Origin of the sequence: Streptomyces sp. NPDC056580, from assembly GCF_042793175.1 — a bacterium.
Lineage (GTDB): Bacteria > Actinomycetota > Actinomycetes > Streptomycetales > Streptomycetaceae > Streptomyces.
The window spans coordinates 208,396-235,233 of record NZ_JBHTVE010000008.1 but is presented as its reverse complement, the minus strand read 5'-3'; the positions used below and the strand labels follow the sequence as shown (position 1 = coordinate 235,233).

The following is a 26,838-nucleotide window of genomic DNA, read 5'->3' as shown; positions in this document are numbered from 1 at the left end:
GGCGAAGTGGTACGTCACTTGCCAAGTCGGGCAGCGCCGCCGCCGGGTTGCCGCCCCGGACCAAGGGTGGCGCAGATCACAGCCACCGCCATGCCGCCGAACAGGAAGAGATAGGAGCCGAGTCCCGCGCTGAACAGGAAGTCACCCTCGGGACGGCTGGCGGTCAGCAGGATGACGGCGATGATCCAGCCGGCCACCGGCGCCAACGCCCCGCCCCGGCCGCGCAGCGCGTACGCGCCGCCGAGGAAGAGCCCGGCCGCGCCCGCGAGGGCGAGCAGCAGGCCGCCGGGGAACCACGCACCCTGGACCAGAGCCCCGGCGATGCCGACGACAGCGCCGAGGACGAACAGCCCGGCGTAGGCGGCCATCCGCCCGGCCGAGGGGCGCTGCAACGGCTGGGCCAGCGCGGACCCGCGTCCCGCGGTGCTCATGACGTCTCCTCGGCGTCGCCGGCGACACCGGCGAACAGGTCGGTCTCCCCGGGCTCGGCGGTACCGCGCACCAACTCGTAGTACTCGGTGGTGAACAGCGGCTGCGCCAGCTCGTTGGAGAGCGCGAAGTAGGGCTCGGCCACCTCGATCTGGGTGGCGTGGGCGCGCATGGCGGCGGCCTTGGCCGTGGCGTGGGCGGAGCCGTCGACGGCGGTGGTGATCCGCTCGTCGCCGACCACTCCGGGTACGTCGGCCAGGGTGGCCCCCTTGGCGAACGGCAGCGCGGGCAGTTCCTCCTGGAGGCGGGCGAAGGCCGCCTCGGCGACGGAGCGCGGCACGCGGTTCCAGTAGACCTTCGCGATCCGGTGCCCGCGCTCGGCCGCCAGTTCGACGGCGCGCATGGCGACGCGGTGGGCCTGGATGTGGTCCGGGTGGCCGTAACCGCCGTTGTCGTCGTAGGTGACGAGGACCTGCGGGCGGACCTCCAGGATCACCTCGGCGAGCGACCCGGCGGCGATGTCCAGGTCGGCCTGCCAGAAGCAGCCGGGGTCCTCGTTGTCCGGGGTGCCCATCATTCCGGAGTCCCCGTAGCGGCCCGCGCCGCCGAGCAGCCGGAAGTCCGTCACGCCCAGCTCGCCGAGGGCCGCGGCCAGCTCGCCGCGGCGGTGCGCGCCCAGCGCGGGTCCGGCCAGGTGCCGCAGCCCGGGCGGGATGACCTCGCCGCGCTCCCCGAGGGTGCAGGTGACCAGGGTCACATGGGCGCCCTCGGCCGCGTACCGGGCCATGGTCGCGCCGTTGTTGATCGACTCGTCGTCCGGGTGCGCGTGCACCAGCAGCAGACGCCGGTCGGGCAGATCCGTCATGGGACCACCCTACGCAGCGCCGCCGGGCGGCGTCCGGAGGCGGGCTCCGTCACCGGCGATCTGCTGATTTTCCCGATTCACCCGGCTCGGGAAGTCCCGCTCGTCCTACCGTGATGGGTGATCACAGCGTCGCGCAGGGCGACCGGGGTCAGGGAGGGGCGCGGATGTCGGTGGACGGCGAGGCGGTGCGGGTGCGTACCGGAACGGCACAGGCCGATGAGCCGGGGTGGGAGGTGGATCCGGACGACGACTGGGCGCTCGCCGTGGTGGCGACCGTGGGGCGGCAGTTGAGGCTGCGGCGGGAGGCCGCGGGCCTGCGGGCCGGCGAGTTCGCGGCGGCGGTCGGCTACGGCGAGGACCTCGTCTACAAGATCGAGGCCGGCAAGCGGATCCCCCGTCCCGAGTTCCTGGACGCGGCGGACGAGGTACTGCACGCCGGGGGGCTCATCGCGGCGATGAAGGAGGACGTGAAGAAGGTCCGGTACCCGAAGAAGGTGCGGGATCTGGCGGAGCTGGAGGACAAGGCCGTCGAGATCGGGGTGTACGTGTGCAGCAGCATCCCCGGCCTGCTTCAGACACCGGAACACGCACGGGCGTTGCTGGAATGCTGGCAGCCCGCCTACTCTCCGGAGGACCTGGAACGGCGAGTGGCCGCCCGCATGGCCCGGCGGTCCGTTTTTGATCGTTCGCCCGCGCCGGCCCTCGGGTTCGTCCTGGAGGAGGCGACACTGCGCCGCAGGGTTGGTTGCACAATGGTGCGGCGACAGCAGTTCGAGCGGCTGCTGGAGGTGGGGCGGCTGAACAACGTCACCCTTCAGGTGATGCCGTTGGATAGCACACCGCACCCCGGCATGAGCGGCAGGATCGAGTTGCTGAAGTTCGAGGACGGCACGGCGGTAGGACGCGCCGACGGCATGTTCAACGCACGGCCGGTCTCGAGCCTGAGGGAGCTGCGCATCCTCGAACTGCGGTACGGCACCGTCCGAGCCCAGGCTCTGCCACCCGAAGAGTCACTGGCCCTCATCGAGCAATTGCTGGGAGCGACATGACCCGCAAGTCCACTACCGGCGACGACCAGGAACCGGCGTGGTTCAAGAGCAGCTACAGCGATGGCCCCGACGGCGACTCCTGCGTGGAGATCGCCATAGCGCCCCGCACGGTGCACGTCCGTGACTCGAAGGACGCGCAGGGGCCGCGCCTGGCCTTCGCCCCCGCCGCGTGGTCCCGCTTCGTGCCGTACGCGGTCGAGGGCTGAACCGGCCGCTGCCGCCGCCCGGCCCCGGGCGCCCTCAGAACTTGATGCTGCCGATCATGCTGGCGACGTTGGTCGTCAGCTCACTGATCGTGGGGGCCACGGTCGACGAGGCGAGGTAGAACCCGAGCAGCATGCAGATGACCGCATGACCGCCCTTCAGTCCCGACTTCTTGATCAGCAAGAAGACGATGATCGCCAGCAGCACCACCGCCGAAATCGAGAGTGCCACGGCGGCTCACCTCCAAAAATCCCAGGGACGCGGGGGGTTCGGACTATGGGGGTTGTGACCCGGTCGTATGCCGGGCGTCGATCCAAACGGCAAGTCCATGCGGACGCCAGCGGGTTCATACCCACTCAGCGGTAGTGATCATAACTATCCGTACTCGCGCATCGCTCGGCGCACGGCCGCACAAGGGGGCGCATGGCCAATATGGTCGGGGTATGACGACCGAGGCTCACTCCTTCCCCCGTCGGCACGCACGCACCCAGCGGTTCACGCTCGGCGCGCCGCGCGCGTTCACCGTGGCGCCCGACGGTTCGCGTGTCGCTTTCCTGCGTTCCGGCTCCGGCACCGACCGGGCCAACTCGCTCTGGGTCCTGGACCCCGCGGACGGCTCCGAGCGCCTGGCGGCCGATCCGCGCGCCCTGCTGCAGGGCGCCTCGGAGGAGCTCCCGCCCGAGGAGCGGGCGCGCCGCGAGCGCAGCCGGGAGGGCGGGGCCGGCATCGTCGGCCACGCCACCGACGCCGCCGTGGAGCTGGCGGCTTTCGCCTTGTCAGGGCGGCTCTTCACGGCCGATCTGCGGGCCGGCACGGCACGTGAACTCCGGGTCCCGGGACCGGTCGTCGACCCGCGTCCGTCGCCCGACGGGCAGCACATCGCGTACGTGGCGCGCGGCGCGCTGCGGGTGACGGGCGCCGGGGGCGAGGGCGACCGGGCGCTGGCGGAGCCGGAGGCCGAGCAGGTGACCTACGGGCTCGCGGAGTTCATCGCCGCCGAGGAGATGTCGCGCAGCAGGGGTTTCTGGTGGGCGCCGGGGTCGGACCGGCTGCTGGTGGCGCGGGTGGACGACACGCCGGTGCGGCGGTGGTGGATCGCCGACCCGGCCCGCCCGGAGCGTGAGCCCAACTCCGTCGCGTACCCGGCCGCGGGGACGCCTAACGCGGACGTGCGCCTGTTCGTCCTCGGCCTCGACGGGGAGCGCACGGAGGTCGCGTGGGACCGGGCGCGCTATCCGTATCTGGCGCGAGTGCACTGGTCAGAGGCGGGTGCGCCGCTCATCCTGGTGCAGGCCAGGGACCAGCGCAGCCAGCTCTTCCTGGCGGTGGACCCGGACACCGGGGCGACCCGGATGGTGCACGCCGACGAAGATCCAACATGGCTGGAACTTTTCGCCGGCGTGCCCTGCTGGAGCCCGTCCGGACAGCTTGTCCGGATCGCGGACGAAGGCGGCGCGCGGGTGCTGACCGTGGGCGAACGCCCGTTGACCGGGCCGCAGTTGCACATCCGTGCGGTGCTCGACGTGACGGCCGACGACGTGCTGGTCACGGCCTCGGCGGGCGAGGAGGCGGCGTCGCCGGAGACCGGCGAGATCCACGTCTACCGGGTGAACGAGCTGGGCGTGGAGCGCGTGTCGCAGGAACCCGGTGTGCACTCGGCGGTGCGGGCCGGGGGCGTGACGGTGCTGATGTCCGCGACGCTGGACAGTCCCGGCACCCGTGTCCAGGTGCTGCGTGACGGAAAACGAACGACGACTGTCACCTCTTATGCGGAAGATCCCGGTCTGTCCCCCCGCGTGACCCTCACCCAGAGGGGCGCACGCCGAATTCCGTGCGCCGTGCTTATGCCTACGGACTACCCCGGTGACACTCCCCTCCCCGTGCTGATGGACCCCTACGGCGGTCCGCACGGCCAGCGGGTGGTCGCCGCGCACAACGCGCACCTGACCTCGCAGTGGTTCGCCGATCAGGGGTTCGCGGTGGTCGTGGCCGACGGGCGGGGCACGCCGGGGCGCTCGCCGGCGTGGGAGAAGGAGATCCGGGACGACCTCGCGGCCGTCGTGCTCCAGGACCAGGTCGACGCCCTGCACGCCCTCGCCCAGGACTTCCCGCTCGACCTGGGCCGGGTGGCCGTGCGGGGCTGGTCCTTCGGCGGCTACCTGGCCGCGCTGGCGGTACTGCGCCGCCCGGACGTCTTCCACGCCGCGGTGGTGGGCGCGCCCGTCACCGATCTGCGGCTGTACGACACCCACTACCAGGAGCGCTACCTGGGCCTGCCGGACGAGCAGCCGGAGGTCTACCGCCGCAACTCGCTGATCGACGACGCGGGCCTGGTCGACGCGGCCGAACCGCACCGCCCGATGATGATCGTCCACGGCCTCGCGGACGACAACGTGGTCGTCGCGCACTCCCTGCGCCTGTCCTCCGCCCTGCTGGCCGCGGGCCGCCCGCACGAGGTCCTGCCGCTGTCCGGGGTGACCCACATGACCCCGCAGGAGAACGTCGCGGAGAACCTGCTCCGCCTCCAGCTCGACTTCCTCCGGCGCTCGCTGCCCGAGCCCGGCGAATCCGCGTGAACGGCGTTAACGCACAGGCAACTTCACGGAAGCGGCGCCGATATACCGACGCGCGAGGCTGAACAGCGTACGGCCGTGCGGGTGCCGTGAGCGGGCCGGGATGCGCCATGTCATCCCGGCCCGCTGCCGTCTCCGGCGCGCTGCAGCGTCTCGGCGAAGTGGCAGGCCGAGTCGTGGGCGGCGGGGCCGGGTTCGTCGCGGAAGACGGCCGGCACCGCCAGGGCCGGCACCTCCCGGGCGCACCGCTCCCGGGCCTTCCAGCAGCGGGTGCGGAAGCGGCAGCCGGAGGGGATGTCGGCGGGGGACGGCACGTCACCGGAGAGGATGATCCGCTCGCGCCGCTCGCGGCCCTCCGGGTCGGGCACCGGCACCGCGGACAGCAGCGCCTGGGTGTACGGGTGGGTGGGGTATTCGTAGATCTCGGTGTCGGTGCCGGTCTCCACGATGCGGCCCAGGTACATCACACCGACCCGGTCCGAGATGTGCCGCACGATCGACAGGTCGTGCGCGATGAAGACGTAGGACAGGTCGAACTCCGACTGGAGCCGGTCCAGGAGGTTGATCACCTGCGCCTGCACGGAGACGTCCAGGGCGGAGACCGGCTCGTCGGCGACGATCACCTCCGGGCGCAGCGCCAGGCCCCGCGCGATGCCGATGCGCTGGCGCTGCCCGCCGGAGAACTGGTGCGGGTAGCGGTTGATGTGCTCCGGGTTGAGCCCGACCACGTCCAGCAGCTCACGGACCCTGCGCCGGCGGTCGCCCCTGGGGGCGGCCTCCGGATGGATCTCGTACGGCTCGCCGATGATGTCCCCCACCGTCATACGGGGGTTGAGCGAGGTGTACGGGTCCTGGAAGACCATCTGGATGTTGCGGCGGACGGCCTTCAGGGCACGGCCGGACAGCCGGGTGATGTCCTCGCCCTTGAAGCGGATCGAGCCCGCCGTGGGCTTCTCCAGGTTGCACAGCATCTTCGCGACCGTCGACTTGCCGCAGCCCGACTCCCCCACGATGCCCAGGGTCTCGCCCCGGCCCAGGTGGAAGTCGACGCCGTCCACCGCCTTGACCGAGCCGATCTGCTTGCGGAAGACGATTCCCCGCGTCAGCGGGTAGTGCTTGACGAGTCCGCCGACCTCCAGGACGGGCTCAGCGCTCGCGGTCATCCAGGCACTCCCTCCAGAAGTGGCAGGCGCTACCGCGTTCCTCGGAGACGGGGTACAGCGGGGGCTCGTCGGTGCGGCAGACGTCCCGGGCCATCGGGCAGCGGGGGTGGAAGGCGCAGCCGGGCGGGATGTGCGTCAGGCTCGGCGGCAGGCCCCTGATGGCGTACAGCTCACGGCCCTTGAGGTCCAGGCGCGGGATGGAGTCCAGCAGGCCGCGGGTGTAGGGGTGGGCGGGCGCCTTGTAGATGTCGTGCACGGGGGCCGACTCCACGATCCGGCCCGCGTACATCACCGCGATGCGGTCGGCCACGTCCGCGACCACCCCGAGGTCGTGGGTGATCAGGATCAGGCCCATGCGGTACTCGCGCCGCAGCTCGGCCAGCAGCTCCATGACCTGGGCCTGCACGGTGACGTCCAGGGCGGTGGTGGGCTCGTCGGCGATGATGAGCGCGGGCTCGAGGGCCAGCGCCATGGCGATCATGATGCGCTGGCGCATGCCGCCGGAGAACTGGTGCGGGTAGTCCCGCAGCCGCTGGGCCGCGGCCGGGATGCGCACCCGGTCCATCAGCTCGACCGCCCTGGCCCGGGCGGCCTTCTTCGACATGCCCCGGTGCACCACGAACATCTCGCCGAGCTGGTCGCCCACGCAGAGCACGGGGTTGAGGGCGGACAGGGCGTCCTGGAAGATCATCGCCATCCCGGCGCCGCGGACGCCGCGCCGCTCCTCCTCCTTCAGCCGCAGCAGGTCGCGGCCCTGGAAGACGACCTCCCCGCTGGTGATCCGGCCCGGGGGCGTGTCCAGGATGCCCATCACGGCCTGCGCGGTCACCGACTTCCCCGAGCCCGACTCGCCGAGTACCGCAAGGGTCTCGCCCGCGTCGACGGCGTACGACACCCCGTTGACGGCCTTGGCGACCCCGTCCCGGGTGCGGAACTCCACGTGCAGGTCGCGCACTTCGAGCAGCATGCCGTGCGTCACCTCAGCTTCGGGTCGAGGGCGTCGCGCACCGCGTCGCCGAGCATGATGAACGCCAGGACCGTGACGGCGAGGGCTCCCGCGGGCCACAGCAGCGCGTGCGGGGCGTTGCGGACGTAGGGAGAGGCGGCGGAGATGTCGATGCCCCAGGAGACGCTGGGCGGTTTGAGGCCGACGCCGAGGTAGGACAGGGTCGCCTCGAGCGCGATGTACGTGCCGAGCGCGATGGTGGCGACGACGATGACCGGGGCGACGGCGTTCGGGGCGATGTGCCGCAGCAGGATCCGGGAGTGGGAGGCGCCGAGGGCGCGGGCGGCCTGCACGTAGTCGTTCTGCTGGACGGTGATGACCGAGCCGCGCGCGATCCGGGAGACCTGCGGCCAGCCGAGCAGCACCATGAACCCGATGACCGGCCAGACCGTGTTGCTGGTGACCACGGAGAGCAGGACGAGACCGCCGAGGACGACCGGGATGGCGAAGAAGATGTCGGTGCCCCGGGAGAGCACCGCGTCCCACGCTCCCCCGAAGAACCCGGCCAGGGCGCCCAGCACCGATCCGAGCAGCGCGACCCCGAGCGTGGCGCAGACGCCGACCGTCACGGACGTACGGGCGCCGTACACGGTCCGGGTGTAGACGTTGCAGCCCTGGCCGTCGTACCCGAAGGGGGCGCCCGGCCCCGGACCGTCCTGGGCCTTGGCCAGGTCGCAGCTCAGGGGGCTGCCGGGCGCGATCGCCGAGGGCCACAGGGAGATGAAGAACAGGAAGAGGATGACCAGGGCGGAGACCAGGAAGACGGGGTTGCGGCGCAGGTCCCGCCAGGCGTCGGACCACAGCGAACGCGGCTTGCCGGTGTCCTTCGCGCCCCCGGGGCCGCCCGGGGCCCCCTCGAGTGTCGTCGCCTCGCTCGCCGCCAGGTCCATGGCGCCTCCCATGCCGGTTCCGGCGATCGCTCCGTCCTGCTCCCGTCGCCGTTCAGGCATAGCGGATCCTCGGGTCGAGTACCGCGTACAGGAGGTCCACCAGCAGGTTGGCGACCAGGAAGACCAGCACGAGCACGGTCACGAAGCCGACGACCGTCTGGGTGTTCTGCCGCAGGATGCCCTGGTAGAGCTGGTAGCCGACGCCGTGGATGTTGAAGATCCGCTCGGTGACGATGGCGCCGCCCATCAGCGCGCCGATGTCGGTGCCGATGAAGGTGACCACGGGGATGAGGGAGTTGCGCAGCAGGTGCCGGGTGATCACCCGGTGCCGGGGCAGGCCCTTGGCGACGGCCGTGCGCACGTAGTCGGCCCGCTTGTTCTCGGCGATGGAGGTGCGGGTCAGCCGGGTGACGTAGGCGAGGGAGACGGAGGCGAGGACCAGGCCGGGCACGATCAGCTCGTCGAAGGCCGCGGCCGGGGAGACGGAGGGCTTGATCCAGCCCCACTCGACGCCCAGCAGGAGCTGGAGCAGCAGACCGGTGACGAAGGTGGGGACGGCGATGACCACGAGGGTGAGGACGAGCACCGAGGTGTCCACGGGCCGGCCGCGCCGCAGCCCGGTCACCACGCCCAGGACGATGCCGACGACGATCTCGAAGAGGATCGCGACGATCGTCAGCCGGATGGTGACCGGGAACGCCGTCGCCATCAGCTCGGTGACCGGCTGGCCGTTGAACGCCGTCCCGAAGTCACCGGTGAAGACGTTCCCCATGTAGGTCAGGTACTGCTGCCAGAGCGGCTTGTCGAGGCCGAACTCCCTCTTGAGCTGGGCCGCCGTCGCCGGGTCGCAGCTCCGCTCGCCGCACAGGCCGGCGACGGGGTCGCCCATGACGTTCACCATCAGGAAGATCAGCAGCGTGGCCCCGACGAACACCGGGACCATCTGCAGCAGCCGCCGCACGACGTAGCGCCCCATGACGCGCTCAGCCGACCTTGATCTCGTTGTAGACCGGGACGCTGAAGGGGTTCAGCGCCACGTGGGACAGGCGCGCCGAGTAGCCGGCGCTGCCGTTCTGGTACCACAGCGGGATGGCGGCCATGTTGTCCCGCACCACGCCCTCGGCCTGCTGGAAGAGCGCGACCGAGCGGGCGGTGTCGGTCTCGGCGTTGGCCCGGTCGACGAGCCGGTCGAACCGCTTGTTCGACCAGGTGCCGTCGTTGGAGGAGGCGCCCGTGTAGTACAGCGGCTGCAGGAAGTTCTGGATCAACGGGTAGTCCATCTGCCAACCGGCCCGGAAGGGACCGGGCATCTTGTGCCGGGCGATCTGGTTGCGGAAGTCGGCGAAGGTGCCGATCGGGTTGCCGACGCAGGCCCGGTCGTTGCCGAGGGCGTTGTTGATGGAGTTGCACACGGCGTCCACCCACTGCTTGTGCGAGCCCGAGTCGGCGTTGTAGGTGATCTTGAGCTGCCCGCCGGGGATCCCGCCGCCCTCCTGGATCAGCTTCCTGGCGCCCGCGGGGTCGTAGTCGCAGGCGTGGCCGCACAGCCCGGACTGGTAGCCGCCCTTCGGGCCGAGGACCGGGGAGGTCCAGTCGGTGGCGGGGGTGCGGGTGCCGCGGAAGAGGGTCCGGGTGATCTGCGCGCGGTTGATCGCCATGGACAGGCCGGTGCGCACCTTCCGGGCGCCGTCGGTGTTCCACCTATGGTCGTAGAAGGGGAAGGCGAGGGTCTGCAGGATGCCGGCCGGGGTGTTGATGTAGCGGCCGTCGAGATCGGTCCGCACGTTCTTGAGCTGCGTGGCGGGCACGTCGTCGACCAGGTCGAGGTTGCCGGCCAGCACGTCGGTGTAGGCGGTGTTGTTGTCCGTGTAGACCAGCAGGCTCACGCCCTCGTTGCGGGCCCGGTCCGGGCCCGGGTAGGCGGCCCACTTCTCCAGGGCCATGGCGGAGCCCTTGGTGTACGAGCGGATCCGGTACGGCCCGTTGCCGACCGGCTTGCTCACCCAGGCCGCGTGGTCGGTGAAGAACGCCCTCGGGAGCGGGGCGAAGGCGACGTAGCCGAGGGTGTCGGGGAAGCTGGAGAACTTCTGGCCCAGCCGGACGGTGAAGCTCAGGGGGCCGGTGACCCGGAGCCCCGACAGGGTGTCCGCGGTCTGCTTCCCGCTGTCGGGGTGGACCTTGCCGTAGCCCTCGATGTACCCGAAGAAGTACGCGTTCTTCTGGTTGTTGCGCAGGCTCGCCCCGTAGTTCCAGGCGTCCACGAAGGACTTCGCGGTCACCTTCTCGCCGTTGGAGAAGGTCCAGCCGTCCCTGACCCTGACCGTGAAGTTCTTCGAGTCGGTGGTCTCGATGCTCTCGGCGAGCATGTCCTTGGCCTGGCCGGTCCTCGGGTCGTACCGCTTCAGGCCCCGGAAGATCATGTCGAGCACCTTGCCGCCCTGCACCTCGTTGGTGTTGGCCGGCTCCAGCGGGTTCTGCGGGTCGCCCCAGGAGGAGGTCAGCACCCCGGCGCCGCCGGCGCCCGCGCCGCTCCCGCACGCCGTCGCGGCGAGGGCCAGTACCACCGCGCCCGCGGCCCGTCGGGCGCGCCCGGCTCCGCGCATCGGCACCTCCTCCTGATACGCAATCAGACATATCACACGAAAAGGCATACAAAACGCACGGCTCGTGATGGATTCCCGGATCCGCTTACTGGTCGGCGGATCAGCAGGCAGACTCACGGCATGGTCGATCGCGTATTCGCCGACGTGGAACTCGCTTCTCTGTACGACAAGTTGAACGCCTGGGGCCCCTCCGACGACTTCTATCTGGGGTTCGTCACGGAGGCGGAGAGAGTGCTCGACGTGGGCTGCGGGACCGGCCGGCTGCTGCGCGCCGCCCGGGCCGCGGGCCACCGGGGCCGGCTCACCGGCCTGGATCCGGCCGCCGCCATGCTCGTACAGGCGCGGCGGGCCGAACCCGGGGCCGAATGGGTGCTCGGGGACTTCACGACGCACCACTGGGAAGGGGCGTTCGACCTGGTCGTGATGACCGGTCACGCCTTCCAGGAACTGCTCGGCGACGAGGACGTGCGCAATTGTCTGCGCGGGGCCCGGCGGGCGCTCGCCGAGGGCGGCCGGTTCGTCTTCGAGACGCGGAATCCGGCGGCCCGCGCCTGGGAGCGCTGGACGCCGGAGAAGGTGTACGAGATCCCCGACGGGGACGGCGGAATCGTACGGGTGTGGCACGACGCCGAGCCGGCCCCCGTCGGGGACCGGCTCGGATTCACTGAGACCTACGCGGGCGCGCGGTGGGACCAGCCGCTGGTGTGCCGCAGCACCCTGCGGTTCCTGGACGCCGACGCCCTGGACGGCTTCCTCGCCGAGGCCGGGCTGACCGTCGCCGAGCGCTACGGGGACTGGGGGCGGGGGCCGCTGGCCCCCGCCGCCCCAGAGATCATCACCGTGGCCCGGGCCGCCCCCTAGGCCTGCGGGGTCTCGCTCTCCTCCAGCGCCACCAGCGCCGGGTCCATGACGATGTCCTCGTCACGGGCCTCGGTCGTCGGGTCCTCCGGGAAGTGGCAGGCCGTCAGGTGCCCCGCGCGGTTGCCGGAGAGCTGCACCAGCGGCGGCTCCTCGGTCGCGCACTTGTCCTGCGCCTTCCAGCACCGGGTGCGGAAGCGGCAGCCGGACGGCGGGTGGATCGGCGAGGGCACGTCGCCGGCGAGGCGGATGCGCTCCCGGTCCGCGGTGTCCCCGTCGACGCCGACCTCCGGCACGGCCGACAGCAGGGCGTGCGTGTAGGGGTGACGCGGCCGGTTGTAGATCGACTCGCGGTCACCGACCTCGACCACCTTGCCGAGGTACATGACCGCGACGCGCTGCGAGAAGTGCCGCACCACGGCGAGGTCGTGCGCGATGAACAGGAAGGCGATGCCGAGTTCCTTCTGGACCTCCTGGAGCAGGTTGACCACCTGCGCCTGGATGGACACGTCCAGCGCGGAGACCGGCTCGTCCGCCACGATCAGCCTCGGGTTCAGGGCCAGCGCGCGGGCGACGCCGATGCGCTGGCGCTGACCGCCGGAGAACTCGTGCGGGAAGCGGTTGTAGTGCTCCGGGTTCAGGCCGACGAGCTCCAGCAGCTCCCGGACCTTCTTCTCCCGGCCGCCCTCCGGTTCGATCCCGTTGACCTCCATCGGCGACTTGATGATCGAGCCGACGGTCTGCCGCGGGTTCAGCGAGGAGTACGGGTCCTGGAAGATCATCTGGATCTCGGACCGCACGGGCGCGATCTGCCGGCGCGAGGCGTGCGTGATGTCCTGCCCGGCGTAGGTGATCGAGCCGGCGGTCGGCTCCAGCAGCCGGGTGATGAGCCGGCCCGTGGTCGACTTGCCGCAGCCGGACTCGCCGACCAGGCCGACGCTCTCGCCGACGCCGACCGTGAGGTCGATGCCGTCGACGGCCTGCACCGCGCCGACCTTCCGCTTGATCGGGAAGCCGCCGTAGATCGGGAAGTGCTTCGTGAGGCCCTTGACCTCCAGAAGCGTCTCCGCCGGGGTGCCGGAGGTGCCCTGCTGTGCCGGGAGGGTGAGGTTGTCGCTCATGTCTCGGTTCTCCCTAGCGCAGCCGGGGCTGGATCTTGTCGATGAAGATGGTCTGCTTCTGCTCGTCCGTCAGGTGGCACGCGGCGGCGCGACCCTCGCCCAGCGGCGGCCGCACCTCCGAGCAGAGGTTGCCAGGCACCTCTTCCCGGAACGCGCAGCGCGGGTGGAAGCGGCAACCGGCGGGCGGGTTGAGCAGCGAGGGCGGGGTGCCGGGGATCGGCGTCAGGTGCTGGTCCAGGTCGCTGTCCAGGCGCGGCATCGAGCTGAGCAGGCCCCAGGTGTAGGGGTGCTTCGGCTCGTGCAGCACCTCGCGGACGCTGCCGCGCTCCACGGCCCGGCCCGCGTACATCACCAGCAGGTCGTCGGCCATGTGCGAGATGACGCCCAGGTCGTGGGTGATGAAGATGATCGCGGAGCCGAACTCCTGCTGGAGGTCCTTCAGCAGGTCGAGGATCTGCGCCTGCACGGTCACGTCGAGCGCGGTGGTCGGCTCGTCGGCGATCAGCAGCTCGGGGTCGCACATCAGCGCCATGGCGATCATCGCGCGCTGGCGCATACCGCCGGAGAACTGGTGCGGGTAGTCGTCGAAGCGCACCTTGGGCTGCGGGATGCCGACCTTCTCCAGCATCTGGATGGCCCGGTCCCTGGCCTCCTTCTTGGAGGCGCCGCGGTGCTTCATGAACGGCTCGGAGAGCTGGCGGCCCACCGTGTAGAACGGCGACAGGGCGGTCAGCGGGTCCTGGAAGATCATCGCCATCTTGTTGCCGCGGAGCCGCTCCAGCTCGCGCTCGCTGGCGGTGACGAGTTCCTTGCCGTCGAGGACGATCTCCCCGTCGATCTTGGAGCTCCGGGGGTTGTGCAGGCCCAGGATCGTCAGGTTGGTGACGGACTTGCCGGAGCCGGACTCGCCGACGATGCCCAGGGTCTTGCCGCGCTCGACGTCGAAGGAGAGGCCGTCGACCGCCTTGACGATGCCGTCCTCGGTGGAGAACTGCACCTTCAGATCGCGCACCGAGAGGAAGCTCTCCGGACCGGTCGGGGCCGACGCGTCCTCGGTCTTGGTCAGTGTGGTCACGGTGGTTCGTTCTTCCTAGGAGAGCCGGACGCGCGGGTCGATCCAGGCGTACGCGATGTCGGTGAGGATGTTGAAGATCAGGATGAAGAAGGCACCGAACAGCATGACGCCCATGGTCATGGGGAGGTCCTTGTGGATCGCGCCGTCCACGGCGAGGCGGCCGATGCCCTGCAGCGAGAAGGTCAGCTCGGTGACGACGGCGCCGCCCAGCATGCTGCTGAGGTCGATGCCGAGGACGGTGACGATCGGGATGAGCGCGCCACGCCAGGCGTAGCGGAAGAAGACGTACTTGCGCGACATGCCCTTGGCGCGGGCGGTGCGCACGTGCTCCTCGGCGAGCTGCTCGATCATGGAGGAGCGCGCCATACGGGTGTACTGCGCGGTGAAGATGGTGGCCATCACCAGGGTGGGCAGCAGCATGCCGGTGAACCAGCCCACGGGGTCCTGGGTGATGGGGACGTACGCGGGGTTCTCCATCCAGCCCGTGCTGTAGACGAAGATCCACAGGACGATCGGGCCGAGCAGGTAGATCTGGAACGAGCTGAGCACCATCGAGGCGCCGGTGGCGACCTTGTCGACCACGGAGCCGCGCTTGTACGCGGCGATCATGCCGGCTCCCACGCCCACCACGAGGAAGACGACCGCACCGCCGGCGGTGAGCGTCAGCGTGGTCGGGAAGCGGTCCATGATCGTCGACCAGACCATGTCGCCCGAGTAGAACGACTGGCCGAGGCACGGGGCGCCGCAGTGACCGGTCGGGAAGTCACGGCCGACGAAGATGCCCGACATGAAGTCCCAGAACTGCTGGGCGATCGGGAGGTTGAGCCCGAGGGCCTGGCGGATGTCCTCCAGCCGCTGGGGAGAGCAGTCCTTGCCACAGGCCAGAGAGGCGTAATCGGATGGCGCGGCTACGAACAGGAAGAACGTGACGGCGCCGATGAGGAACAGGGTGACCAGGGCGCCGACCGTGCGCCGGATGATGAACTGAAGCATGGCGGGAGGGCTGCTCTCTGCGGAGACGAGTGGAAGGTTTCACGGAGGTGCGGGGACGCGCTCCGCCTGGTGCGCGTCCCCGCGTTCAGCCGTAGAGAGTTACGACTTCTTCAGGAACAGGTGGTTGATGTCGAGGAGGCTCGACACCGAGCTGTAGCGGGTGCCGCCCACGTTCGAACCCGAGAGCTGGAACTGCTTGGTGTACCACAGCGGAGCCGCCGGCACGATCTTCTCCAGCAGGTAGTGCTGCGCCTCCTTCCAGGTGGCCGCGGCCTGCTCGGGCTTCTCGTTCAGCGCCTTCTTGATCAGCGCCTGGACCTTCGGGTCGTTGACGTGCGAGTAGTTCGACGAACCGTCGGCGACCTGGTCACCGTCGTAGATCGGGGTGACGACCGTGGACGGCGACGGCCAGTCCTGGCCCCAGCCCGTGACGTACATGTCGTACGGGTTCTTGAGCTTGCCGATCTGCTCGTAGTAGCTCGCCGCGTCGACCTCCTTGGAGACGACGTCGAAGCCGACCTTGGAGAGGGCGTCCTCGATGGCGACCTTGCGCTTCTGGCCGTTCTCGCTGTTGCCGTAGGCGAAGACGACCTTCTTCTCGGCCGCCGGGACGCCCTTGAGGAGCTCCTTGGCCTTGGCGATGTTGCCCTGCGGCGTCTTCAGACGGCCGTACGGGTCGTAGCCGGCCTCGTAGCCGGGCAGGGTCGGGGCGAAGTAGTTCGGGGCCACGTCGCCGCCGTAGACACCGCCCTCACCGGCGATGAGCGACTTGGAGTTCAGCGCGTAGGTGATGGCCTGGCGGACCTTCAGGTTCTTCACGCGGTCCAGGTTGAAGGTCAGCTGCATCACGTAGGGCTGGTAGCCCTTGACCGTGCGCTTGTTGACCGACGGGTTCTTGATGACGTCCTGGATCTGCGTGGCCTCGACGCCGCCGGTGAACTGGATGGCGTTCTTGTCGCTGCCCTGGTCGGCGATCAGACGCTTGGTCTGGGTCGACTCGGTGACGCCGAACTGGAAGTTGAAGCCGTCCACGTACTGGTGGCGCACGGAGTCGGTCTTCGGGTCCCAGTTGGTGTTCTTGACGAGCACCAGGGACTTGCCGTTCTTGTACGACTGGACCTTGTACGGACCGGTGGCGACCGGGGCCGAGTCGTACTTCTCCTTCGTGTCGTCCTTGGCCGGGACGATCGCGTAGCCGGCCATGGCCAGCGTCTGCGGCAGGTCCTGACGCGGGGTGTCGAAGTGGAAGATGACGGTCTTGTCGTCCGGGGTGTCCAGGACGGACTTCGGCAGGTGCTTGCCGTCGAAGCCGCCCTTGGGCAGCGCGTCGCGGTACTTGGCGCCGCTCAGCCAGTTCTGCAGGTAGGTCGGGCCGTCGAAGATGAACTTCGCGTACAGGCGCTCGACGGAGTGGCGGACGTCGGCGGACGTGATGGCGTTGCCCTTGGCGTCCTTGACGCCGTCCTTGAGGGTGAACGTCCAGGTCTTGCCGCCGTCCGACGACTTGCCCGAGTCGGTCGCGAGGTCACCCACGACCGAGACGTTGCCCTTGTCGTCCTCCTTGAACTGGGTCAGGCGGCGGAAGAGCAGGTTGGCGACCTGACCGGCGTCGGAGACGTAGATCTGGCCCGGGTCCAGGTGCGAGAGGCCCGCCTCCTGGTAGACCGTGATGGTGCCGCCGCTCTGGGCTCCGGCTATGTCCTCGGCCGGACCGGTGGAGCCGGCGGCGTCGGCGTAGGTGACCGCCTTCGACTGGACCGAGGCTTCCTTCTGGTCCTTCTTGGAGTCCGCGCCGGTGTTGGAGCCCTTGTTCTCGGAGCATCCGGTGAGCACGAGGGAGCCGGCCGCGAACGCGACGACGATGGCCTGCGCTCTGCGCGAGCTGAACGACTTCATGAGGCGAATGCACCTACCTGTCGGTTGTTATTCCTGAGTACTGCCTGACGCGGCTGGTAGGCCGGCTCCGGGGGTGGCAGTCATCCCCCCACAAGCGGACGATCTACCGCCCGGACTTGGGGTCGAACGCGTCCCGTACCGAGTCTCCGAGGAGGTTGAAGGCAAGGACGAAGATCACCAAAGCGAGACCGGGGAAGAAGAGGAACGCCGGGTCCTGCTCGGTGTACTTGGCACCGTTGGCGAACAGCTTTCCCCAGTCCGGGGTCGGCTCGACGAAGCCGACGCCCGCGAAGGACAGGAACGCGATGGTGAGGATGGTGCTGGGCAGCGTGTACGTGAACTGCACCAGGATGGGCGTCACCACGTTCGGCAGGATCTCCTTGCGGACGATCCGCCAGGGCGAGGCGCCGGAGACCTTCGCGGCCTCCACGAACTCACGCTCGCGCAGCGACAGCACGGTCGAGCGCACCAGACGGGCCATGCCCATCCAGCCGAGGAGCCAGAGCACGATGAGCATCGCGACGGCTCGCAGGTACGTGGGCGTCTCCTCGCGCGGGTCCACGAAGAACGCGGTCACCACGGGCATGAAGGCGATGAAGAACAGCTGCTGCGGGAAAGCGAGGAAGAAGTCGGTGACGCGGCCGATCCAGTAGTCGGTCCTGCCGCCGAAGTAGCCGCCGATCAGACCGAGGATGACACCCGTCACCATCATCAGGACCGTGATGCCCAGTGCCATGAACAGCGAGGTCCGCATGCCGTACACCAGCATCGCGAACACGTCGCGGCCGTACTGCGGCTCGACGCCGAACCAGTGCGACCCGGACAGACCGCCGAAGTAGCCGAGCGGCAGACCGAAGTCGTCGAGGACCGGCGAGTCCTGGTACGTCGGGTCCTGGCCGTACAGGGTGTACGGGTCCGTCCCGCTGAGCTTGGTCAGCAGCGGCGCGGCCAGACCGATGACGAAGTACAAAATCACTATCGCCGCACAGATGACACCGGTACGGTCACGCTTGAAGCGCTGCCACATCAACTGGCCGGGAGAGCGACCCTCGAGCGTGGTCTCGCCCTTGGCGGGCGCAGGAGCCGGCTCGAGTTCGGGCTCCAGGGCAACCGACGGCCCGGAGCCTTCAGCCTTGGCAGGACTGGACATGTGAGTTCTTCCCCCGGGGGGTTGGAGAGCTGAGCGCAGCGCAGATACCGGAGAGTTCTGCGGTTTGGGGGAACTTTCGCCAATGCGTTCAACGCGCGTCAAGGGCGGAAGACATAGGGATCTCCCTACCGTCATTATTTTGAGCAAAAATTGCAGAGATCGACACCTGTGCGCGCTTGACACGACCAGAGGGTTCTCGGCAAATCGGACAGCTCGTTACTTTTTTTTCGTTACATGTCCGAAACTTGACGCGCTTGTCCCCGCTATCCGAACACTCGGTACCGGCGGCTTGCCGGGCGAAACGGTCACCGCACCGCTACCCGTGCCGGGTGCGGACATACAGACCGAAAGCCCGGCCCTCCAGATGGTGGAGGACCGGGCTCCATGGGCTTCGGGCGCGGGCGTCAGCCGTGCTTGGCGCGGCTCGCGGCGCGGGCGCGCTCGCGGGCGTCCAGGTTCACCTTGCGGATGCGAACCGCCTCCGGGGTCACCTCGACGCACTCGTCGTCGCGGCAGAACTCCAGGGACTGCTCGAGCGACAGCTTGCGCGGCGGCACGATCGCCTCGAACGAGTCGGCCGACGAGGACCGCATGTTCGTGAGCTTCTTCTCCTTGGTGATGTTCACGTCCATGTCGTCGGAGCGCGAGTTCTCACCGACGATCATGCCCTCGTACACCTCGGTGCCCGGCTCCACGAAGAGCACGCCGCGCTCCTGGAGGTTCGTCATCGCGAAGGCGGTGACGGCGCCGGAGCGGTCGGCGACCAGGGAGCCGTTGTTGCGGGTCGTCAGGGTGCCGAACCAGGGCTCGAAGCCCTCGTGGATGGAGTGGCCGATGCCCGTGCCGCGGGTCTGGGTGAGGAACTCGGTACGGAAGCCGATGAGACCGCGGGACGGCACGACGAACTCCATGCGGACCCAGCCCGAGCCGTGGTTGGACATGTTGTCCATCCGGCCCTTGCGCACGCCCATGAGCTGCGTGACGGCGCCCATGTGCTCCTCGGGCACGTCGATCGTCATGCGCTCGACCGGCTCGTAGACCTTGCCGTCGACGTCCTTGGTGACGACCTGCGGCTTGCCGACGGTCAGCTCGTAGCCCTCGCGGCGCATCTGCTCGACCAGGATGGCGAGCGCCAGCTCACCGCGGCCCTGGACCTCCCAGGCGTCCGGGCGCTCGGTGTCCAGCACGCGCAGCGAGACGTTGCCGATCAGCTCGCGGTCCAAGCGGTCCTTCACCTGGCGCGCGGTGACCTTGCGGTCCTTGACGGCCGCCTTCGCGTCGGCGCCCTTGCCGGTGCCGCCCCGGCCGACCAGCGGCGAGGTGTTGGTACCGATCGTCATCGAGATCGCGGGCTCGTCCACCGTGATCAGCGGCAGCGGTACCGGGTTCTCGGTGTCGGCCAGCGTCTCACCGATCATGATGTCCGGGATGCCGGCGACGGCGCAGATGTCACCGGGGCCGGCCACCTCGGCGGGCCTGCGGGTGAGCGCCTCGGTCATCATCAGCTCGGAGATGCGCACGTTGCTGACGGAGCCGTCGCGCTTGATCCAGGCGACGGTCTGGCCCTTGCGCAGCTCGCCCTGCTCGACGCGGAGCAGCGCGATGCGGCCGAGGAAGTTGTCGGCGTCGAGGTTGGTGACGTGGGCCTGGAGCGGGGCGGCCTCGTCGTAGGTGGGGGCCGGGATGTGCTCCAGGATGGTGGAGAAGAACGGCTCAAGGCTGTCGCTGTCGGCCGGGACCGTGCCGTCGTCCGGCTTGGTCAGCGAGGCGACGCCGTCACGGCCGCAGGCGTAGACGATCGGGAACTCGATCTGGTCCTCGTCCGCGTCCAGGTCCAGGAACAGGTCGTAGGTCTCGTTGACGACCTCGTCGATCCGGGAGTCCGGGCGGTCCGTCTTGTTGATGCACAGGATGACGGGCAGGCGCTGCTGGAGCGCCTTGCGCAGCACGAAGCGGGTCTGCGGCAGCGGGCCCTCGGAGGCGTCGACGAGGAGCACCACGCCGTCGACCATCGACAGACCGCGCTCGACCTCGCCGCCGAAGTCGGCGTGGCCGGGGGTGTCGATGATGTTGATGGTGATCGGGTCCCCCCCGTCCTTGGGGTGGTACTTCACCGCCGTGTTCTTGGCGAGGATCGTGATGCCCTTCTCACGCTCCAGGTCGTTCGAGTCCATGACCCGGTCGTCCACCTGGTCGAGCTGGTGGGCGGCGAACGCGCCGGCCTGCTTCAGCATGCCGTCGACGATGGTGGTCTTGCCATGGTCGACGTGGGCGACGATGGCGACGTTACGGATGTCGTGGCGCGTGGCCATATTGCGGCGTACTCCCGGAGTATGAGGATTGCCCTGCGCGGACGTCGGTGTTGATGCGCGGGCCCTGCCGGGCTGGACACGCCACGGCCTCACCCCATGGTACGTGGCCCTGCGGGCTGAGGCCTCCGCAGGGCCACGGGGACGGGAGCCGGACGGTTCCGGTTCACGCTCCGGACGGGCTCCGGTTCACCCTCCGGACGGGCTCCGGTTCACCCTCCGGACAGGCCGGGTCTCACTTCGTCGCGGTCGGGCCGGGCGCGATCTTCGCACCCTTCTTCAGGAAGCCCATGTCCTCGTAGACCGGCGTCCGGAAGCCGAACGCCCCGGCGTTGACCACGTCCTTGCGCGCACCGACCAGCTCGGGCCGCTGGTAGAGCGGGATGGACGCGGCGGCCGCCCAGATGCGCGAGTCCGCCTTGCGGATCAGGTCGCGGGCCTCGTCCTCGTCCAGTGTCGCCGCGGCCTGGTCGAAGAGCTGGTCGACCTGGTCGGTGCCGACCCGGGTGTAGTTCTGCTCGATGTTGACCGAGCCGTCGGCGGCCGGGATCGGCTTGCCGTAGATCGGCCGGGCGTCGGTGGCGGGGAAGGCGGACGACGGCCACGAGTACAGCGCCAGGTCGTAGTCGCCGGAGGCGATGTGGTCCTTGAAGTAGCTCTCGTCCGAGACCTTGGTGACCGTCGTGCGGATGCCGACCTTCGCCAGCATCGCCGAGATCCGGGCGGCGACGGTGTCCAGCGTCTCGGAGCCCGGGCCCGAGGGCAGCACGAAGCGCAGGTCGAGCGCCTTGCCGTCCTTGGCCAGCGGCGCGGCCACGGCGCCGGCCGGGGCGGCGGTGCCCCGGGGCGCGTAGGCGCCCGGCGCGCTGCCGTGCTTCAGCTCCGTGCCGGGGTACTGCCGGCCGTCCTGGGCGAGGTGCTTGCCGCCTTCGTCGCCCCTCTCGCGCCGCTCCTCGGCCGACTCGTGCTGCTTGCCCTTGTTGTCCTCGCCGACGATGTACTCGCCGTCGTCGCCGCCGTCCGACTTCTCCTCCTTGTCATTCTTCTCACTCTTCTCACCCTTCTCACTCTTCTCCCCCTTCTCGCCCTTGTCCCGCTCGGCGCCGGCCGCCTTCTCGGACCGCTTCTGCTCCTTCACCGGTCCGCCGGCCACCCAGCCGGCGTCCGTGAGCAGCGCCTGCGCCTCCTTGACGTCCGGGCCGCCCAGGGCGCCGCTGCCGTCCGCGTAGGCGTCCTGCCCGGACAGGGCGAGGTGACTGCCGACCGGCACGGCGGGCAGGCCCAGCGGGGTCAGCACGACCTTGGCCAGTTCCTCCCGGTCCAGGGCGCGGGCGACGCCCCGGCGGACCCGCTCGTCGGCGAGCATGGCGCCGGCGCCGTTGAGGGCGAGCTGGGTGTAGGCGGGCTCCAGCGACTTGCGGACGCCGAAGGCGCGCAGCTCCTGCTGCTGCTCCAGGTAGCGGGTGATCGCCTTGCGCAGCTTCTTCGGGCCTGCCTTCACCTGCTCGGCGCCGAAGCCGTGCGCCAGCGCCCAGGACCGCAGCCTGCTCACCGAGGTCTTGCCGCCGCCCCGCAGCGGGGAGCCGGCCGAGCCGCCGGCCGCCTTGATGCGCTCGGCGTCGGCCGCGTCGATGTCGGCGAGCTGCACGGTCCCGTCGGCGAGCGCGGCCACCCGCTTGTCGCGGTCCACCGCGTGCAGCACCAGCTCGTTGAGCTTGGCGGGGCTGCCCCACCAGCGCGGGTTGCGGGTCAGGACGACGTCCTTCTTGGCGGTGTCGACCTTGTCCACCTTGAAGGGTCCGGCGGTGACGTTCAGCTTGCGGCGGGCGCCGTCGTTGAAGGCGTCGGGGGTGCCCATGACGTCCTTCGGGTACAGCGGGGAGAACAGCGACTTCCAGTCGGCGTAGGGGCGGGAGAAGGTGACCCGGACCTGCAGGTCGCCGGAGCCGCGCTCGATCTTCTCGATGCGGTCGTAGCCGGCGTTGCGGGCGGTCCAGTAGGCGCTGTCCTTGCCGGACAGGGCGCGCCACTGGGCGGCGAAGTCGGCGGCGCCGATCTCCCGGCCGTCGCTCCACACCGCCTGCTGGTTCAGCTTGTAGAGCACCACCTGGCGCGGTTCGGTCTCGATGACCTTGGCCGACTCCAGGTAGGCGGGGTTCGCCACCGGACGGCCGTTGGCGTCGGACCGGAACATCGACGGCAGCACGGCCTGCGCGACGCGGGTGGTGCCCGCGTCGGCGTCGGCCTGGTAGGTGTTCAGGGTCTCCGGCACCGCGTCCACGGCCCACTTCAGCGTGCCGCCGTCGGCGACCTTGTCGCGGGTGACCAGGCCGATGTCCGGTCCCGCCAGCGGACGGCTCGCCTCCTCGTCGGAGCCGCAGCCCGCCAGGAGCGGCACCGCTAGGGCGCCCGCGGTGAGGAAGACGGCCGGGCGCAGGACCGCGCGCAGGCCGACGCCATGCTGGGACATCTCTGCTACCTCCGGGAAGCCGCGGGCGTTATGATCACTTTTGGCGGTATATGGAGCTGATCAGATCTATGCGCCCACTGAAGAGGAAAGGATCCGGCAACAGCGGGCGACACGGCGGCGACGGACACGAACCCCACCCGTGCGGCGCAACACACCGAATGTGCATCCGTACGCCTCGGCCAATCGGTGCACATCTCTTCACAGCCCCAGGTGTGACGCGCAACACTCCAAGGCGCATGAACGTCGCCGCCCAAGGACCGCAGACACGCGGAAGTGAGGGCAGATCATGTCCGTGCAAGACGAACTGACGTCCGTCCAGCGCTGCCTCGACGACCTGCACCGGTCGATCGGACGCCTGGAGCAGCAGATCGGCAGCGGCGGCCTGGACATGCGCCGGGTCCGGACGGACGCCGACCATCTGCGCGACAGCCTGCGGCTGCTGCGCGAGGCGGCGAGCCAGCCGGCCGCCCAGAGCCGCCCCGACCTCGTCACCATCTCCGACACCCCGTACGACATCAGCCTGTGGACGGACTCGGACGACGAGGGTCTGGGCGCCCGCGACCGGCACGCTCCCTGACACCCCGAACCGACCGGAGTCCTGCCTTGGCCACTGGTACGGAAACCCAACCCGACAGCGGCGGCGTGCGCGGCGGCAAGCGCGCCGCCATCGCCGCCCCGCACCTGCGGACCGACCGCTGGTGGCTGGCGCCCGCCGTCACCGCGGCCGGCCTGCTCGCCTTCGTCGTCTACTCGACCTGGCGGGCGTTCTCGAACGCGCACTACTACGCGGCGCCGTACGTCTCCCCGTTCTACTCGCCCTGTCTGGCGGAGAACTGCCGCACCATGCGCGCCGGGCCGAACGCGGAGATCTTCGGGAGCTGGTGGGGCGTCTCCCCCGCGATCATCATCCTGATCTTCCCGCTGGGCTTCCGGCTGACCTGCTACTACTACCGCAAGGCGTACTACCGCAGCTTCTGGGCGTCGCCGCCCGCCTGCGCGGTGGCCGAGCCGCACCGCGGGTACACCGGCGAGACCCGCTTCCCGCTGATCCTGCAGAACGTCCACCGCTACTTCTTCTACGCCGCCCTGCTGGTCGCCGGTGTGCTGACCTACGACACGGTGCTGTCCTTCCGGGACACGCACTACCGCTGGGGGCACATGGGTCTGGGCACTCTGGTGTTCCTGGCGAACATCGTGCTGATCTGGGCGTACACGATCTCCTGCCACTCCTGCCGGCACATCGTCGGCGGCAAGCTCAAGCACTTCTCCCGGCACCCCGTGCGCTACCGGGCGTGGCAGTTCGTCGGACGGCTGAACGCCCATCACATGCTGCTCGCCTGGGCGTCCCTGGTGAGCGTGGCGCTCGCCGACTTCTACGTCTATCTCGTCGCTTCCGGCGTCTTCGACGATCCGCGCTTCTTCTAGAGACTCCAGTGAGGGACTGATTGATGTCCGTGGTCGACCGGCAGGAGTGGGACGTCGTCGTGGTCGGTGCCGGGGGCGCCGGGCTGCGGGCCGCCATCGAGGCGCGCGAGCGGGGCGCCCGTACGGCGGTGATCTGCAAGTCGCTGTTCGGCAAGGCGCACACGGTGATGGCCGAGGGCGGCATCGCCGCGGCGATGGCCAACGCCAACGAGCACGACAACTGGCAGGTCCACTTCCGCGACACCATGCGCGGCGGGAAGTTCCTCAACCAGTGGCGGATGGCCGAACTGCACGCCCGGGAGGCCCCGGACCGGGTGTGGGAGCTGGAGACCTGGGGCGCGCTGTTCGACCGCACGAAGGACGGCCGGATCTCGCAGCGCAACTTCGGCGGCCACGAGTACCCGCGGCTCGCGCACGTCGGCGACCGCACCGGCCTCGAGCTGATCCGCACCCTCCAGCAGAAGATCGTCTCGCTCCAGCAGGAGGACGCCCGGGAGACCGGGGATTACGAGTCACGGTTGAAGGTCTTCCAGGAGTGCACGGTCACCCGGATCCTGAAGGACGCCGACCGGGTCGGCGGCGTCTTCGGCTACGAGCGCGAGACCGGGCGGTTCTTCGTCCTCGAGGCACCCGCCGTGGTCGTCGCGACCGGCGGGATCGGCAAGTCGTTCAAGGTGACGTCGAACTCGTGGGAGTACACCGGTGACGGGCACGCCCTGGCGCTGCTGGCCGGGGCGCCGCTGCTGAACATGGAGTTCGTGCAGTTCCATCCGACCGGCATGGTCTGGCCGCCGTCGGTCAAGGGCATCCTCGTCACCGAGTCGGTGCGCGGGGACGGCGGAGTGCTGCGCAACTCCGACGGCAGGCGGTTCATGTTCGACTACGTCCCGGACGTGTTCAAGGAGAAGTACGCCGAGTCGGAGGAGGAGGCCGACCGGTGGTACGACGACCCCGACCACAACCGCCGGCCGCCCGAGCTGCTGCCGCGCGACGAGGTGGCCCGGGCGATCAACTCCGAGGTGAAGGAGGGCCGCGGCTCCCCGCACGGCGGGGTCTTCCTCGACGTGTCCACCCGGATGCCCGCGGAGGTCGTGCGGCGCCGGCTGCCGTCGATGTACCACCAGTTCAAGGAGCTCGCCGACGTCGACATCACCGCCGAGGCGATGGAGGTGGGGCCGACCTGCCACTACGTGATGGGCGGCATCGCCGTCGACTCCGACACGGCGGCGGCGCGCGGGGTGCCGGGACTGTTCGCGGCCGGTGAGGTCGCGGGCGGCATGCACGGCTCCAACCGGCTCGGCGGCAACTCGCTCTCCGACCTGCTGGTGTTCGGGCGCCGCGCGGGCTGGCACGCGGCCCGCTACGCGCAGGGTCTGGCGGCGGGCCGCCCGCGGGTGGACGACGCACAGGTCGACACGGCGTCCGCGGAGGCCCTGCGCCCGTTCTCCGCGCAGGCGGAGGGCGAGGCGGGGCCGCCGGAGAACCCGTACGCCCTGCACCAGGAGCTGCAGCAGACGATGAACGACCTGGTCGGCATCATCCGCCGCGAGGGCGAGATGGAGCAGGCCCTGCACAAGCTGGCCGAGCTGCGGGTGCGGGCCCGGCGGGCCGGTGTCGAGGGGCACCGCCAGTTCAACCCCGGCTGGCACCTGGCCCTCGACCTCAGGAACATGCTGCTGGTCAGCGAGTGCGTGGCGCGGGCCGCGCTGGAGCGCACCGAGTCGCGCGGCGGGCACACCCGCGAGGACCATCCCGCGATGGACCGCGCCTGGCGCAACGTGAACCTGCTGTGCGCGCTCGCCGACCCCGGCGGAACCCTCGCCGGAGCCGATCCCGCCCGGGCCCAGATCCGGCTCATCCGGGAGACCACCGAACCCGTCCGCCCGGACCTGCTCGCCCTCTTCGAGAAGGAGGAGCTGGTCAAGTACTTCGCCGAAGAGGAGCTGTACGAGTGAGCAGCTACGAGGCCCGCTTCAAGGTGTGGCGGGGCGATGTGAACGGTGGCGGCCTGGCCGACTTCACGGTCGAGGTCAACGACGGCGAGGTGGTGCTCGACATCGTGCACCGCCTCCAGGCCACCCAGGCGCCCGATCTCGCGGTGCGCTGGAACTGCAAGGCGGGCAAGTGCGGTTCCTGCTCGGCGGAGATCAACGGGCGGCCCCGGCTGTTGTGCATGACCCGCATGTCGGTGTTCGACCGGGAGGAGACCGTCACCATCACCCCGCTGCGGGCCTTCCCCGTGGTCCGCGACCTGGTGACGGACGTCGGCTACAACTACCGCAAGGCCCGGGAGATCCCGGCGTTCGTGCCGCCGGCCGGACTGGGGCCCGGCGAGTACCGCATGTCGCAGGAGGACGTGGAGCGCTCGCAGGAGTTCCGCAAGTGCATCGAGTGCTTCCTGTGCCAGGACGTCTGCCACGTGGTGCGCGACCATGAGGAGAACAAGCGGGCGTACGCCGGCCCGCGGTTCCTGATGCGCGTCGCGGAGCTGGACATGCACCCGCTGGACGCGGCCGCCGAGAAGGGCCTGGACCGCGGCCGCGCGGCTCAGGACGAGCATGGTCTCGGCTACTGCAACATCACCAAGTGCTGCACGGAGGTCTGCCCGGAGGGCATCCGGATCACCGACAACGCCCTGATCCCCCTGAAGGAGCGCGCCGTCGACCGCAAGTACGACCCGCTGGTGTGGCTGGGGTCCAGGATCAGGAGGCGGACTCCGTAGCGGGCGGCACGCGGGTGCGGCCGGGGCATCCGTGTGG

General features: G+C 69.9%; 23 protein-coding genes. 8 read left to right on the top strand and 15 right to left on the bottom strand.

What is annotated here, in order from left to right; translation table 11 throughout:
- Nucleotides 1-14 precede the first annotated feature (14 nt).
- Together ACFQ9Z_RS19850 and mshB are read right to left on the bottom strand one after the other, a co-directional pair.
- Nucleotides 15-431, bottom strand: coding sequence for a DUF6113 family protein (locus tag ACFQ9Z_RS19850; protein WP_383019263.1), 417 nt, complete (start codon nt 429-431; stop codon nt 15-17).
- Nucleotides 428-1,294 (bottom strand): N-acetyl-1-D-myo-inositol-2-amino-2-deoxy-alpha-D-glucopyranoside deacetylase, encoded by an 867-nt coding sequence (gene mshB / locus ACFQ9Z_RS19845; protein WP_383019258.1) that lies wholly within the window; start codon nt 1,292-1,294, stop codon nt 428-430. Before mshB ends, ACFQ9Z_RS19850 begins: the two co-directional genes overlap by 4 nt.
- A gap of 164 nt (nt 1,295-1,458) precedes the next feature.
- Here mshB and ACFQ9Z_RS19840 point away from each other — a divergent pair, with 164 nt between their 5' ends.
- Both ACFQ9Z_RS19840 and ACFQ9Z_RS19835 read left to right on the top strand, forming a co-directional pair.
- Entirely contained in the window at nt 1,459-2,343 is an 885-nt protein-coding gene (locus tag ACFQ9Z_RS19840) for a helix-turn-helix domain-containing protein (RefSeq protein WP_383019901.1), read from the top strand.
- Nucleotides 2,340-2,549 (top strand): DUF397 domain-containing protein, encoded by a 210-nt coding sequence (locus tag ACFQ9Z_RS19835; protein ID WP_383019255.1) that lies wholly within the window; start codon nt 2,340-2,342, stop codon nt 2,547-2,549. The genes ACFQ9Z_RS19840 and ACFQ9Z_RS19835 overlap by 4 nt, the downstream gene beginning before the upstream one ends.
- A gap of 34 nt (nt 2,550-2,583) precedes the next feature.
- Here ACFQ9Z_RS19835 and ACFQ9Z_RS19830 read toward each other — a convergent pair whose 3' ends face one another.
- Nucleotides 2,584-2,778, bottom strand: coding sequence for a hypothetical protein (locus ACFQ9Z_RS19830; RefSeq protein ID WP_020942059.1), 195 nt, complete (start codon nt 2,776-2,778; stop codon nt 2,584-2,586).
- Between the two features lie 212 nt (nt 2,779-2,990).
- Here ACFQ9Z_RS19830 and ACFQ9Z_RS19825 point away from each other — a divergent pair, with 212 nt between their 5' ends.
- The gene (locus tag ACFQ9Z_RS19825; RefSeq protein ID WP_383019250.1) at nt 2,991-5,123 is read left to right on the top strand and encodes a prolyl oligopeptidase family serine peptidase; all 2,133 of its coding nucleotides are present in this window, start codon (nt 2,991-2,993) and stop codon (nt 5,121-5,123) included.
- Nucleotides 5,124-5,233: 110 nt separating this feature from the next.
- Here ACFQ9Z_RS19825 and ACFQ9Z_RS19820 read toward each other — a convergent pair whose 3' ends face one another.
- From ACFQ9Z_RS19820 to ACFQ9Z_RS19800, 5 genes are read right to left on the bottom strand one after another with little or no spacing between them, the layout of a single operon-like run.
- On the bottom strand, nt 5,234-6,283 hold the full coding sequence (locus ACFQ9Z_RS19820) for an ABC transporter ATP-binding protein (RefSeq protein ID WP_383019247.1): 1,050 nt from the start codon (nt 6,281-6,283) through the stop codon (nt 5,234-5,236).
- A complete protein-coding gene (locus ACFQ9Z_RS19815) occupies nt 6,267-7,250 on the bottom strand; it encodes an ABC transporter ATP-binding protein (protein ID WP_383019244.1) in 984 nt (327 codons plus the stop codon). Before ACFQ9Z_RS19815 ends, ACFQ9Z_RS19820 begins: the two co-directional genes overlap by 17 nt.
- An 8-nt stretch (nt 7,251-7,258) precedes the next feature.
- Complete coding sequence (locus tag ACFQ9Z_RS19810; protein WP_383019239.1) at nt 7,259-8,239, bottom strand: ABC transporter permease; 981 nt, start codon at nt 8,237-8,239, stop codon at nt 7,259-7,261.
- Nucleotides 8,232-9,155, bottom strand: a complete 924-nt coding sequence (locus ACFQ9Z_RS19805) for an ABC transporter permease (RefSeq protein ID WP_383019236.1) — start codon at nt 9,153-9,155, stop codon at nt 8,232-8,234. The genes ACFQ9Z_RS19810 and ACFQ9Z_RS19805 overlap by 8 nt, the downstream gene beginning before the upstream one ends.
- Before the next feature lie 7 nt (nt 9,156-9,162).
- Complete coding sequence (locus ACFQ9Z_RS19800; RefSeq protein WP_383019230.1) at nt 9,163-10,782, bottom strand: ABC transporter substrate-binding protein; 1,620 nt, start codon at nt 10,780-10,782, stop codon at nt 9,163-9,165.
- A gap of 120 nt (nt 10,783-10,902) precedes the next feature.
- Between ACFQ9Z_RS19800 and ACFQ9Z_RS19795 the strand changes: the two genes are divergently transcribed.
- On the top strand, nt 10,903-11,643 hold the full coding sequence (locus ACFQ9Z_RS19795; RefSeq protein ID WP_383019226.1) for a class I SAM-dependent methyltransferase: 741 nt from the start codon (nt 10,903-10,905) through the stop codon (nt 11,641-11,643).
- Here ACFQ9Z_RS19795 and ACFQ9Z_RS19790 read toward each other — a convergent pair.
- The 7 genes from ACFQ9Z_RS19790 to ACFQ9Z_RS19760 form a co-directional block, all read right to left on the bottom strand.
- Complete coding sequence (locus ACFQ9Z_RS19790; protein WP_383019222.1) at nt 11,640-12,761, bottom strand: ABC transporter ATP-binding protein; 1,122 nt, start codon at nt 12,759-12,761, stop codon at nt 11,640-11,642. The two genes, ACFQ9Z_RS19795 and ACFQ9Z_RS19790, sit on opposite strands and share 4 nt — an antisense overlap.
- Nucleotides 12,762-12,774: 13 nt before the next feature.
- On the bottom strand, nt 12,775-13,836 hold the full coding sequence (locus ACFQ9Z_RS19785; RefSeq protein ID WP_383019216.1) for an ABC transporter ATP-binding protein: 1,062 nt from the start codon (nt 13,834-13,836) through the stop codon (nt 12,775-12,777).
- 15 nt (nt 13,837-13,851) lie between these two features.
- Nucleotides 13,852-14,829 (bottom strand): ABC transporter permease, encoded by a 978-nt coding sequence (locus ACFQ9Z_RS19780; protein WP_383019212.1) that lies wholly within the window; start codon nt 14,827-14,829, stop codon nt 13,852-13,854.
- 99 nt (nt 14,830-14,928) lie between these two features.
- Nucleotides 14,929-16,725: an ABC transporter substrate-binding protein gene (locus tag ACFQ9Z_RS19775; RefSeq protein WP_383019208.1), complete on the bottom strand. Its 1,797-nt coding sequence runs from the start codon at nt 16,723-16,725 to the stop codon at nt 14,929-14,931.
- 103 nt (nt 16,726-16,828) lie between these two features.
- Nucleotides 16,829-17,875, bottom strand: a complete 1,047-nt coding sequence (locus ACFQ9Z_RS19770) for an ABC transporter permease (RefSeq protein ID WP_383019204.1) — start codon at nt 17,873-17,875, stop codon at nt 16,829-16,831.
- Between the two features lie 404 nt (nt 17,876-18,279).
- A complete protein-coding gene (gene typA, locus ACFQ9Z_RS19765) occupies nt 18,280-20,187 on the bottom strand; it encodes a translational GTPase TypA (protein WP_383019199.1) in 1,908 nt (635 codons plus the stop codon).
- A 232-nt stretch (nt 20,188-20,419) separates the two neighbouring features.
- Entirely contained in the window at nt 20,420-22,654 is a 2,235-nt protein-coding gene (locus ACFQ9Z_RS19760) for an ABC transporter substrate-binding protein (protein WP_383019193.1), read from the bottom strand.
- Nucleotides 22,655-22,940: 286 nt separating this feature from the next.
- Here ACFQ9Z_RS19760 and ACFQ9Z_RS19755 point away from each other — a divergent pair, with 286 nt between their 5' ends.
- Genes ACFQ9Z_RS19755 through ACFQ9Z_RS19740 form a run of 4 tightly spaced genes read left to right on the top strand, consistent with a single transcriptional unit; the run spans nt 22,941 to nt 26,801 of the window.
- The gene (locus tag ACFQ9Z_RS19755; protein WP_383019188.1) at nt 22,941-23,231 is read left to right on the top strand and encodes a hypothetical protein; all 291 of its coding nucleotides are present in this window, start codon (nt 22,941-22,943) and stop codon (nt 23,229-23,231) included.
- 26 nt (nt 23,232-23,257) lie between these two features.
- Entirely contained in the window at nt 23,258-24,079 is an 822-nt protein-coding gene (locus ACFQ9Z_RS19750) for a hypothetical protein (RefSeq protein WP_383019184.1), read from the top strand.
- Nucleotides 24,080-24,102: 23 nt separating this feature from the next.
- On the top strand, nt 24,103-26,034 hold the full coding sequence (locus tag ACFQ9Z_RS19745; RefSeq protein WP_383019181.1) for a fumarate reductase/succinate dehydrogenase flavoprotein subunit: 1,932 nt from the start codon (nt 24,103-24,105) through the stop codon (nt 26,032-26,034).
- The gene (locus ACFQ9Z_RS19740; RefSeq protein WP_383019177.1) at nt 26,031-26,801 is read left to right on the top strand and encodes a succinate dehydrogenase/fumarate reductase iron-sulfur subunit; all 771 of its coding nucleotides are present in this window, start codon (nt 26,031-26,033) and stop codon (nt 26,799-26,801) included. The genes ACFQ9Z_RS19745 and ACFQ9Z_RS19740 overlap by 4 nt, the downstream gene beginning before the upstream one ends.
- Nucleotides 26,802-26,838: the final 37 nt, after the last annotated feature.